At 58.9% G+C, this 12,033-nt stretch carries 8 protein-coding genes and 1 riboswitch; of the genes, 6 read left to right on the top strand and 2 right to left on the bottom strand.

Annotated elements, in window-relative coordinates:
* The first annotated feature begins 426 nt into the window (after window positions 1-426).
* Window positions 427-525, top strand: a riboswitch (glycine riboswitch).
* A gap of 172 nt (window positions 526-697) precedes the next feature.
* Window positions 698-1,972 (top strand): D-amino acid dehydrogenase, encoded by a 1,275-nt coding sequence (locus HF327_RS10865; protein WP_169108244.1) that lies wholly within the window; start codon window positions 698-700, stop codon window positions 1,970-1,972.
* A 176-nt stretch (window positions 1,973-2,148) separates the two neighbouring features.
* Here the strand turns inward: HF327_RS10865 and HF327_RS10860 are convergent, their stop codons facing one another.
* A complete protein-coding gene (locus tag HF327_RS10860; RefSeq protein ID WP_169108243.1) occupies window positions 2,149-3,081 on the bottom strand; it encodes a DMT family transporter in 933 nt (310 codons plus the stop codon).
* 354 nt (window positions 3,082-3,435) lie between these two features.
* Here HF327_RS10860 and nhaA point away from each other — a divergent pair, with 354 nt between their 5' ends.
* From nhaA to HF327_RS10845, 3 genes are all read left to right on the top strand, one after another.
* Entirely contained in the window at window positions 3,436-4,824 is a 1,389-nt protein-coding gene (gene nhaA, locus HF327_RS10855; protein WP_169108242.1) for a Na+/H+ antiporter NhaA, read from the top strand.
* A gap of 387 nt (window positions 4,825-5,211) precedes the next feature.
* A complete protein-coding gene (locus HF327_RS22300; protein ID WP_206764400.1) occupies window positions 5,212-6,066 on the top strand; it encodes a tetratricopeptide repeat protein in 855 nt (284 codons plus the stop codon).
* 43 nt (window positions 6,067-6,109) lie between these two features.
* Window positions 6,110-6,868 carry a tetratricopeptide repeat protein gene (locus HF327_RS10845; RefSeq protein ID WP_169108240.1) on the top strand — a complete coding sequence of 253 codons (759 nt, stop codon included), beginning with the start codon at window positions 6,110-6,112 and terminating at the stop codon, window positions 6,866-6,868.
* 71 nt (window positions 6,869-6,939) lie between these two features.
* Here the strand turns inward: HF327_RS10845 and HF327_RS10840 are convergent, their stop codons facing one another.
* Window positions 6,940-8,118 carry an alpha-hydroxy acid oxidase gene (locus tag HF327_RS10840; protein ID WP_198460466.1) on the bottom strand — a complete coding sequence of 393 codons (1,179 nt, stop codon included), beginning with the start codon at window positions 8,116-8,118 and terminating at the stop codon, window positions 6,940-6,942.
* A gap of 198 nt (window positions 8,119-8,316) precedes the next feature.
* On the opposite strand from HF327_RS10840, the gene HF327_RS10835 reads away from it, so the two are divergent.
* Entirely contained in the window at window positions 8,317-9,975 is a 1,659-nt protein-coding gene (locus HF327_RS10835) for an L-lactate permease (RefSeq protein ID WP_169108239.1), read from the top strand.
* A 387-nt stretch (window positions 9,976-10,362) separates the two neighbouring features.
* Window positions 10,363-12,027: an L-lactate permease gene (gene lldP, locus HF327_RS10830; RefSeq protein WP_169108238.1), complete on the top strand. Its 1,665-nt coding sequence runs from the start codon at window positions 10,363-10,365 to the stop codon at window positions 12,025-12,027.
* Window positions 12,028-12,033: the final 6 nt, after the last annotated feature.

Genomic DNA, 12,033 nt, shown 5'->3' with positions numbered 1-12,033 from the left:
CAACAAGGACACAGGAACGAAGCCATGAAGCAGAACACCGAGGCCGATAAGCCCGTCGCATCCTGTATCGGCAGCCACCCCAGTCGGGCGCTTCAGTGGCAAAGCGGTGATATCGCTAGGCCAGTTGACAGGCAAAGATGACATTTTGCCCAAAACCTTCAAACGCCATACCCGACGGCACCAATGCAGGGGCTGGCTCTGGGGCTGCTCAAACCCACTTGACAGCTGTTAGCGCTATGAAATTGGAAGCCTTTTGCGCTGACCTTTAAAGCACTTTCGCATGATCAAGCATCAGAACCCATCAACAAAAGGCGCAAGCTGCTATCTATTTTTCAGATGCCTGAACGCCAGCAAAGCCAACAACTCTAGAAAACCCGTATACCCAACAACCCGACTTTTTCCTACATTCGCCATCAGGCTCTCAGCCTAGTGATGCCGAGAGAGACTGTAGCGACAACTTTCGTAAGCAGCGCCGAAGGAGCAACCGCCCCGGAAACTCTCAGGCAAAAGGATCGGCATCACTGCTTCAACACTCTGAAGAATGTCCAGACGTCATCGTCCGCCGGGCATACCGAAGGAGCAAGCGAACATCGCCCCTAGCGCTGCTTCGTGAATCTCTCAGGTCCAGAACAGAGGGGGCGTCCGCTGCGCATGTTGCGCACGGACTCCACCCCTGACGTTTGCTGGAATCTGAATCATGAAGACAATCGCCGTTATCGGTGGTGGCATCACGGGCGTGACCACCGCCTACGCCTTGGCTCGCCGGGGCTTTTCCGTCACCTTGTTCGAAAAGCAGCGCTACGCGGCCATGGAAACCTCATTTGCCAATGGCGGGCAGCTATCGGCGTCGAACGCCGAGGTCTGGAACCACTGGTCCACCCTTCTCAAGGGCCTCAAGTGGATGCTCAAAAGCGATGCGCCGTTGCTACTGAACCCCAAGCCCAGCTGGCACAAGATTTCGTGGTTTTGCGAATTCCTGGCCGCCATTCCTCACTACGAGAAAAACACCGCAGAAACCGCCCGCCTCGCCATTGCGGCACGCGAGCATCTGTTTGACTGGGCCACACGTGAGGGCATTGATTTCGACCTGAAGAAGAAAGGCATTCTTCACATCTACCGCCATCAGGCCGGCTTTGAGCATGCAGGCCGGGTGTCAAAACTGCTAGCCCGGGGCGGTCTGGAGCGCCGCGCCGTGACACCACAGGAGATGCGAGCCATCGAGCCCACCCTGTCCGGCAGCTACTACGGCGGCTATTACACCGAGAGCGATGCCACCGGCGATATTCACAAGTTCACCAGCGGCCTGGTTGCCGCCTGCTCACGCCTGGGCGTGCACTGCCGGTACGAGCAGGAAATTCTGTCCGTCAATGCCCATGGCAAGCAGGTTAGCGTAACGACTCGCCAGGGACAGGAAGCCAGCACTACAAGCTTTGACGGTATCGTCGTCTGCGCAGGCACGGCCAGTCGCACGCTGGCATCGCAGCTGGGTGACCGTGTCAACATCTATCCCGTCAAGGGCTACTCCATCACGGTCAACTTGCTTGATGAGGTCAGCCGCTCGGCAGCGCCCGTCGTCAGCCTGCTTGACGATGAAACCAAGCTGGTCACCAGCCGTCTGGGCGATGACCGCTTCCGCGTGGCGGGCACGGCAGAATTCAATGGCTACAACAAGGACATTCGGGCCGACCGTATTCGTCCGATCATTGAATGGGTGCAGCAATGCTTCCCGGGCGTCAGCACCCGCAGCGTCGTGCCGTGGGCGGGACTGCGCCCCATGATGCCGGACATGCTGCCCCGCGTGGGTCGAGGCAATCAACCCTGCGTGTTCTACAACACCGGCCACGGCCACGGCCACCTGGGCTGGACGCTGTCCGCCATCACGGCCGACATGATTGGAGACATCGTTCAGCAGTCTCTGGGCAGCGTGGCAGTGGCACCAATGCCCGCGTCCCTGACGCCAGCCAGAGCCTGATTCACGCCTCTCATTCCTGATAGCGCTTAAACCAATTAGCAAGCGCAGTACCAAATCTTTACAGGTGTTGCGCTGTTTTGCTATTGGTCCAAGAGCTGCCTGTGCCCATCTAATAAGCATTTCATGCACGAATCAATGCGGAAGTGAAGTAGAACATGCACAGGCAGCTCTCCAATTCAGAGCTGCAAACAAATCAATACCAGCCCCAGCATCATTAGCGCCATGCCCAGCTTTTCCGTCAACGACAACTGCTCGCTAAACACGCGGCGCGAGACGAGGTAGCTGAACACCACCTCCACCATGCCCAGCGTGCGCACCGCCGCTGCGCCTTGCATGGCATAGGCGGTAAACCACGCCAGCGATGCCGCCGCGCCCATGCTGCCTGCCAGCAGCGAGATGCGCCAGGCCTTGAAGATGGGGCGCAGGCCCTGCTCATGGGTCTTCGCAATCCAGACGCCCAAGACCAATGACTGCATGCTCTGTGCAATCAGCACGCCCCATGCACCAGATAGCCAGGGCGAATCCACACCCAGGCGCGCAATCTCTACCGCGCCGCCACGAAAGCCAATCGTGGCCAGTGCAAAACAGGCTCCGCAAATCAGTCCATACATCGACGACTTGCTTGCCCATGCCGACAGCGTAAGAATCTGCCCGCGCGGTGGCAAGGACAACATGAGCACACCCATAGTGGCCAGCACCATGGCCAGCAGCGCCCAACGCGTAGGCAACTCATGCAAAAACATGGCGGCAAACAAGGCCACCTGCAACACCTCGGTTTTGGACAACGTGACTGCCACGGCAAAGTTGCGCTCCTTCATGGCAATCAGCAAAGCTGCCGTGGCCGCGACCTGAAACGCCGCACCCATCGCAATCCAGCCCAGATACGTGGCGCTGAACTGCGGCAGCGCCCGTGACTGATCGCCAAAGCCATACAGCGCCAGCAGATAGACGGCTGCAAACGGCAAGCCGTAGAGAAAGCGCACCAGCGTGGCAGGCATGGTGCCGACCTGCGCTGTCAGCGAGCGCTGGGCCGTGTTGCGCACCGTCTGCGCAGCAGCCGCAAACAGCACCACGATCACCCACACATATTCCGTTCCAATGCCCGACATGACTTGCCTTCCCTCTTGTTGCCGCACCAGCATAGCGCCACCCAATCACGACTGCTGACGCCATTCATGCAGCCCGCCTGCTTAAGCCAAGGTGACGTGAAATGCGAATGGATACAGGACTGATCACGACAGCCGCATCAAAGACAAATATCCTCAAATCAAAGCCAATCAAACAGCTTTAGCTACAATTCACACCGGGTGCCCGCCACATACGGTGGTGATGGCAGGTGAATCTTCATGCGCAGGTCGGGCCGCCAGCGCGCCAGTCGTTTGCAGCGTTTGATGCAGCAATGAGGCATTGCCTCGTGCCTTTACGCATCTCGGGCAGAGGACTTCAGACACCTGAATCGATAGATGGACCCACAGACTCTTGTGCAGGCCCCTGCGCCTTCTGCACCCCCAAACCCTCCTCGCATCCCCGCCCTGCAAACTGCGACCGAGCGCGTGCAGGCAAAAATGGCTCATCTGCTGCATATCGAATCCTTTGCCGGCATGGTGCTCATGCTGGCTGCGGCTGCAGCGCTGATCTGGGCCAACTCCAGCAACGCTGAAAGCTATTTCGCCCTGTGGCATGCCCCCGTCGCCATGACACTGGGGCCCTGGAGCTTCAGCACCGACCTGCATTTCATCGTCAACGATGTGCTGATGACCGCCTTCTTTTTGGTCGTAGGCATGGAAATCCGGCGCGAGCTGCACAACGGCGCGCTGGCCAGCCTGCGCCAGGCCAGTCTGCCGCTGATGGCCGCCATGGGCGGCGTAGCCGTACCCGCGCTCATCTATGTGGCGCTGGCGGGCAGCAACCAGACTTTGCTCAACGGCTGGGCCATTCCCACGGCAACCGACATTGCGTTTGCCGTGGGCGTACTGGCTCTGCTGGGTCGCAACATCCCATCCTCGCTGCGCATCTTTTTGCTGGCGCTGGCCATCATTGATGACATCGTGGCCGTACTCATCATTGCCTTCTTCTACTCCGGCGGTCTGCAGGCCATGGGCTTTGTGATTGCCGGTGCGGGCGTGCTGCTGGTGCTGCTGTTCAACCGCATGGGCATTGCCGCTGCGCCGCTGTATCTGCTGCCCGGCGCGGTGCTGTGGTTTGGTCTGCTCAAGACCGGTGCCCACCCCACACTGGCCGGCGTGGTGCTGGGCCTGATGACGCCGGTGTTCGCGCGCCCTGCCAAACAGCCACCGCTTATCACTGCGCAAGCCGCCATGCGCAAGGCCAGCGAGCAAGTGCACACTGGCCAGCCCGATCCGCAGCACCTGCTGCAAGACCTGCGTACCGCACAATCTGCCCAGCGTGATCTGCTGCCACCCGCTTTGCGCCTGCCTATGATTCTTCACCCCTGGGTTGCGTTTGGTGTCATGCCCATTTTTGCGCTGGCCAATGCGGGCGTGCAGTTTTCCGGCATCGACCTGAGCGCTGCAGCCCCGCAAACCACGGCCATAGCCGTGCTGATAGCGCTGGTGCTGGGCAAGCCTCTGGGCGTCTTTCTCTGCACCTGGCTGGCCGTGAAAAGCGGCCTTTGCAGCCTGCCAAAGAGCCTGAACTGGCACGGTGTGTTGCTGGTAGGTCTGCTGGCGGGGATCGGCTTCACCATGTCGATCTTTGTCGGTGGTCTGGCCTTTGAAGATGCCGCATTACTGGGTGCCTCCAAGCTTGGCATTCTGGCGGGATCGGCGATTGCAGCAGTGTTGGGCCTGAGCTATGGCTTTGCCGTGCGCAAGCGCTTGCAGCGCAATTAAGAGCCCACCGGTCACGACGCGCAGTCAGGCCAACACGCCTTGATCAATAAGGCTTCGCCGCCAATCGATGGAGCCGACTTGGCGGCAATCAAGTCCGCGACGTGACTAGAATGCCTGCTCGCTGCTGCTCGCCGTCTATGCATCAGGAGCCCATCAAACCAGTCACTGTCACTGGCACGTCACAAGCGCTCAGTCCATGAAAAAGCGTGAGCATGATCTGGTCTGCCACAGGCTGCTTGCGCCCGACGAATTGCTTCACGCTGACCTGGTTCGATCTCTCATGGGAAAAGGCCTCGGAAGCTGCCTGAAGCCATATCGAGCTTTGCCGCAGCAGGCCGGACACGGCGCATCTATCGCAGGAATATCAGGAAAAAAATGAAGAAACACATGGCCCCCCTTTACTCCGCTGCGGCATTGCTGCTTGCCAGCACCTTGGCAGTGGCACAACCCGCAGATCTGGTGCGCAAAGCGCAGGCGGGCGATGCCCAGGCTCAGCTTGACCTCGGACAGATATATGTAGAGGGCCGTGGAGTGGCGCAAAACGATGAGAAAGCCGCGCAATGGTTCGGCCTGGCGGCGGCACAAGGCAATGCCTTGAGCCAGAGCAATCTCGGCTTGATGTACGACCAGGGCCGTGGCGTGGCAAAGAGCGATGTGGAAGCCGTCAAATGGTATCGCCTCTCGGCGGCGCAGGGTGAAGCCAACGGCCAGTTCAATCTGGGTGTGATGTACGAAGATGGCCGCGGTGTGGAGCAAAGCGATCAGGAAGCCATCAAGTGGTATCGACTCGCGGCAGCACAGAACGTTCTCGACGCCCAATACAACCTGGGGCTGATGTATGTCAGTGGCCGCGGTGTGGAGCAAAACGATAAGGAAGCTGCAAAATGGTTTGGCATGACGGCAGCCAAGGGCCATGACTCGGGCCAGGTCAATCTAGCCGTGATGTATGCCACCGGCCGCGGCGTGCCGCTCAATGAGAAGGAAGCCGCCAGACTGCTGGGCCTGGCCGCAGAGCAAGGCAATGCAACGGCGCAGGTCAACCTTGGAACGATGTTTGAAGAAGGACGCGGCGTCAAACGCAGCCTGTCCCAGGCCTATTTCTGGTATGCCTTGGCAGCCGCTCAGGACCTCGAAGACACGGAGTCACTGCGCGATGCCGCAGCCCAGAAGCTCAAGCCTGCAGAGCGTGCAGCACTGGACAAGAAGATCAGCGCCTGGAAACCCAAGACAACAAATCGTTGAGTTTGCACGCTCGAAACCACCACTCTTTATCGACAAGCACGCCATGAAAAAGCAATTCAGCCATTTCCTCTGCGCAGCCGCACTACTGCTCTCCAGCCCTTTGGTCATCGCGCAATCGGCGGACCTACTTCAAAAAGCCCAGGCTGGCGATGCACAGGCCCAGTTCAAGCTCGCCGCCGTCTATATCACAGGTCGTGGCGGGCCCAAAAATGATGATGAAGCCGCCAAGTGGTTCATGCTTGCGGCAAAGCAGGGCCATGCGGAAAGCCAAGCCAATATTGGCCTGATGTACGGCCGCGGGCGTGGTGTGCCGCAAAGCGATGAAGAGGCGGTCAAATGGTATCGCCTGTCCGCAGAACAAGGCGATATCGATGGCATTTTCAACCTCGCCGTGATGTATGACGATGGCCGTGGCGTGGCAGAAAACCAGGAAGAGGCCGTCAGGTTGTACCGCCTTGGGGTGGCGCAAAACCATGTCTCGAGTCAGAGCAATCTCGGCTACATGTACGACCATGGCCGGGGCGTGGCACAAGACAGCAAAGAGGCCTTCAAGTGGTACATGATTGCCGCAGAACAAGGCGATGCCAACAGCCAGTTCAACGTGGGCTCCATGTACGCCTTGGGCCGCGGTGTCAAGCAAAGCTGGCCCCAGGCGTATTTCTGGGCGCTGCTGGCAGCCAGAGATGGCGAAAAGGATTCGGCCAAGCAGCAGGAAATCATCGCCAAGAAATTGAAGCCTGCGCAGCGCTCCAAAATCCAGCAACAGGTGCTGGAATGGGAACCCAAAGCTGGCAATTCCTGAACGCCAGTCTGAGATCGCGGCGGCTTGCAGCGCAGCAAGCCGCCAGCCGCCAGCCGCCAGCCGCCAGCAGATCAGATCACTTCAAACGGTTTGGGGTAGGTGCCGGGCAACAGGATTTCGCGGCCTACCTTGTTGATATTGGTGTGACCGCAAAAAGCCATGGTGGTATCCAGCTCCTTGTGGATGATTTGCAGTGCCTTGGTCACACCCTCCTGGCCGTAAGCACCCAGACCATAGAGAAAGCTGCGGCCGATCATCGTGCCTTGCGCACCCAGCGCGCGGGCCTTGAGCACGTCCTGGCCGCTGCGAATGCCGCCATCCATCCAGACTTCGATGTCCTTGCCTGCAGCTTCGACAATCGAGGGCAGGGCCGCAATCGACGAAGGCGCACCATCGAGCTGGCGACCACCGTGATTGCTGACGATCAGCGCATCAGCCCCGCTTTGCGCGGCCAGTCGCGCGTCTTCAGCATCCATCACACCCTTCAAAATGATCTTTCCGCCCCAGAGCTTCTTGATCCATTCCACATCGCTCCAGTTGAGCGAGGGGTCGAACTGATCGGCCGTCCAGGACGACAGCGAAGACACATCGCCCACGCCATCCACATGGCCGACGATGTTGCCAAAAGTGCGGCGCTTGGTGCCCAGCATGCCCATGCACCAGTGAGGCTTGGTGGCTAGATTGATCAGGTTGGCAATCGTGGGTTTGGGCGGGGTGGAAAGGCCATTCTTGATGTCCTTGTGACGCTGACCCAGAATCTGCAAGTCCAGCGTGACCACCAGTGCCGAGCAGTTAGCCGCTTTGGCGCGCTGGATCAGCCGCTCCATGAAGGCCTTGTCTCGCATCACATAGAGCTGGAACCAGAAGGGGTGGCGATCTGTGTGTTCGGCAATATCTTCCAGCGAGCAAATGCTCATGGTCGACAGCGTGAACGGCACGCCAAAGGCCTTGGCCGCCTTGGCCCCCAGAATCTCACCATCGGCATGCTGCATGCCGGTCAGGCCTGTGGGCGCAATCGCCACCGGCATGGCCACATCCTCACCAATCATGGTCGAGCGTGTGCTGCGCCCTTCCATATTCACCGCCACGCGCTGGCGCAACTTGATCTTCTGGAAGTCGTCCTCATTGGAGCGATAAGTGCCCTGGGTGTAGGAGCCCGAATCTGCATAGTCATAAAACATGCGCGGCACGCGGCGCTTGGCCACCACACGCAGGTCTTCAATACAGGTGATTTTGGAGAGATCGCTCACGATTTCTAGCCTTGTTATTGGAACTGGCCTCGATGGTAGCTTTCATCACTGCCACGCGAACAGCTCTTTGGGTTGAAGTGATTTATGCCGGTATTGAAATTTTCTACAGCGGCGTTCAATCAAGGGCTAATGCTAGGTCTATAAGCCCGGTCGCACAGCCACCATCCTCGTCACCCATACAACAAGGAGACAAAGGCAATGGTTTGGCAACAGGTCTACGACCCCCTCTCGAATATGTGGCTATCCACATTGCTGGCGGCCATTCCGGTCGTGGTGATGCTGGTGGGCCTGGGCTTTTTACACATGAAGGCCCACCTGGCCGCAGGAGCCGGGTTGATTGCCGCGCTGGTGATTGCCGTGTTCGTTTACAACATGCCTGCCGAAATGGCTGGCCGGGCTGCCTTGTTTGGCGGCTTCACCGGCCTGCTGCCCATTGGCTGGATCGTGCTGACCATCATCTTTTTGCATCAACTCACTGAGCAAAACGGCAGCTTCAAGGTACTGCAGGATTCGCTGTCGGGCATCACCCCTGACCGACGCATCCAGCTCTTGCTGATTGCCTTTGCCTTCGGTGCCTTCTTCGAAGGTGCAGCAGGCTTTGGCACACCCGTCGCCGTGACGGCCGCCATCCTGATCGGATTGGGCTTCTCTCCTCTGGCCGCTTCGGGGCTGTCCCTGATCGCCAACACCGCACCTGTGGCTTTTGGTGCACTGGGCACGCCAGTGATCACCCTGGCCAAAGTGCATGGTTACGACCTGATGGAAGTGACAGCCATGATTGGCCGCCAACTGCCCTTCTTCTCGGTACTTGTGCCCTTCTGGCTGATCTGGGCTTTTGCCGGACGCAAGGGCATGATGGAAATCTGGCCCGCCATTTTGGTCACCGGCCTGTCGTTTGCCATTCCTCAGTATCTGGTCTCCAACTTCATCGGTCCCGAGCTGGTGGACATCATTGCTGCCATCGTCTCCATGGTCAGCCTGGTGCTGTTCCTGCGCGTCTGGCAACCCAAGAAAATCTGGACCTCGGCCTCGCTGCGTGGCAAGGATGTCAGCGCTGCTGAAGCCAAACCACCCCAGCCCGTGGTCAAGCACAGCCGCTCGGCCCTGATTGCAGCCTGGATGCCCTGGCTGATTCTGTCGGTCTTCGTGTTCATCTGGGGCCTGCCTCCATTCAAGGCATGGCTCAACAGCCTCTTTGCCCCGGCCTTCCCCATGACCGGCCTGCACAATTTGATCGAGAAAATGCCACCTGTAGTGCCCCAGCCCACCAAGGAAGGCGCGGTCTATACGCTGAACCTGCTGTCGGCCACCGGCACCGGCATTTTGCTGTCGGCCGTCGTCAGTGCCCTAATCATGAAGTACAGCCCGGTGGCGATTGTGCGCACCTTCTTCAAGACCATCTGGCTGGTTCGCTACTCACTGCTGACCATTGTGCTGATGCTGGCTCTGGGCACGCTGACCCGTTACTCGGGCACCGACACTACCCTGGGTCTGGCTTTTGCCAATACCGGCATGTTCTACCCCTTCTTCGGCACCTTGATGGGCTGGTTGGGCGTGGCGCTCACGGGCTCGGACACGGCATCCAATGTGCTGTTCGGCGGCATGCAAAAAGTGGCGGCCGAGCAATTGGGCCTGTCGCCCAACCTCATGGGCGCAGCCAATAGTTCGGGCGGCGTGATGGGCAAGATGATCGATGCGCAGTCCATCGTCGTGGCCTCCACCGCCACCCGCTGGTTCAACCACGAAGGCGACATCCTGCGCTACGTGTTCTTTCACTCGATTGCGCTGGCCTGCCTGATGGGTCTGTATGTCACATTGCAGGCCTATGTCTGGCCCTTCCATCTGATGGTCAATTAATCGCTCACTGAGCCATAGCAACGGCCGCAAGCCCTATCAAGGCTTGCGGCTTTTTGCACCCAATTTCTGGCCTGCTGCACCCATTTTTCACGACTTCATCGCCTGCAGCAATATCTCGAAAAAGCTTCACATCACCTCAATTGGTATTACCAATAAATCCAATTTATCAAGGGAAAACCACTAATTTATTCTTTAAAACCAATTTCTATAATGCAATCCACTCGAATTCACCAAAATTGGTCATACCAATATACACCAAAGCACAAGCCACCCAGTACCGGGAATGGCACAGCCTGCTTGCTGCACGGTGTTATTAAAAATTGACGGGAAGACTTCTGGACAGTCAGGAGGCTTGCCCTTCGCGCGCATATTCAGGAGATCAAGGCAATGCAAGAAATCTGGTCGCAGAACTACGACCCCGCAGGCAATGTGTGGGTGTCAGCGCTGGTGGCGCTCATACCCATACTGTTTTTCTTTCTCGCGCTGACCAAGCTGCGACTGAAAGGTTATGTGGCGGGCACCATCACGGTGGTCCTGTCGCTGGCCGTGGCCCTGCTCTTCTATCGCATGCCGGTCGCCAATGCTCTGGCAGCGGGCGTCTATGGCTTCTTCTATGGTCTGTGGCCCATCGCCTGGATCATTGTCGCGGCGGTGTTTCTCTACAAAGTTTCGGTCAAAACCGGGCAGTTCGACATCATCCGCTCCTCGATTTTGTCGGTCACGGAAGATCAGCGCCTGCAGCTGATTCTGGTGGGCTTTTGCTTCGGCGCCTTCCTTGAAGGTGCGGCCGGCTTTGGCGCGCCCGTGGCCATCACGGCAGCGTTGCTGGTAGGCCTGGGCTTCAAGCCCCTGTATGCCGCGGGCCTGTGCCTGATCGGCAACACCGCACCGGTCGCTTTTGGCGCCATGGGCATTCCTGTCATCGTGGCTGGCCAAGTCTCGGGCATCGACCCCATGGCCATCAGCCAGATGGCGGGCCGACAGTTGCCCTTCATGACCATCATCGTGCTGTTTTGGCTCATGGCCATCATGGACGGCTGGCGCGGCGTCAAGGAAACCTGGCCTGCGGTGCTGGTCGGTGGCGGCAGCTTCGCGCTGACCCAGTTCCTGACCGCCAACTACATCGGCCCCGAGTTACCCGACATCACCTCGGCCATCGTCGCCCTGGTGGCGCTGACGACCTTTCTCAAATTCTGGCAACCCAAGCGCATCTTTCGCTTCGAGCCTGAGCCCGGCAGCGTGATCGCCCATACGACAAGCCCCACAAAGCTGACGGCCGGTGTGGTGTTCAAGGCCTGGTCTCCCTTCATCATCCTCACGGCCATGGTGACGATCTGGAGCCTGAAACCCTTCAAGGCGCTGTTCGCCGCAGGCGGCGCACTGTCCAGCACGGTGTTCAACATTCCCGTGCCCCTGCTGCACAACCTGGTGCAGAAGATGGCTCCCGTCGTGGCCACGCCCACGCCCTACGGCGCGGTGTACTCCTTCAACTGGCTGTCGGCCACCGGCACGGCTATCGTGATTGCTGCCGTTCTGTCCATTCTTTATTTGCGCCTCAAGCCTGCGGTCGCGCTCAAGACGCTGGGTGAGACCTTCAAGGAACTGGCCCTGCCGATTTACTCCATCGGCATGGTGCTGGCCTTTGCCTTTATTGCCAACTACTCCGGCCTGTCCACCACGCTGGCCATGGCGCTGGCCCATACGGGCAAGGCTTTTGCCTTCTTCTCGCCCTTCCTGGGCTGGATCGGTGTGTTCCTTACGGGCTCGGACACCTCGGCCAATGCCCTCTTCGGTGCCCTGCAGGCCACGACCGCCGCACAACTGGGCCTGCCCGAAGTGCTGGCCGTGACCGCCAACACCACAGGCGGCGTGACCGGCAAGATGATTTCACCCCAGTCCATCGCCATCGCCTGTGCGGCCGTGGGCCTGGCGGGCAAGGAATCTGACCTGTTCCGCTTTACCGTCAAGCACAGTCTGGCCTTTCTGGTGCTGATAGGCATCATCTGCACGCTGCAGGCCTATGTGTTTCCGTGGATGATTCCCACCACGTAAAACTCC

Origin of the sequence: Comamonas suwonensis (genome assembly GCF_012844455.2) — a bacterium.
GTDB lineage: Bacteria > Pseudomonadota > Gammaproteobacteria > Burkholderiales > Burkholderiaceae_C > Comamonas > Comamonas suwonensis.
This window is presented reverse-complemented; position numbering and strand designations above follow the sequence as displayed.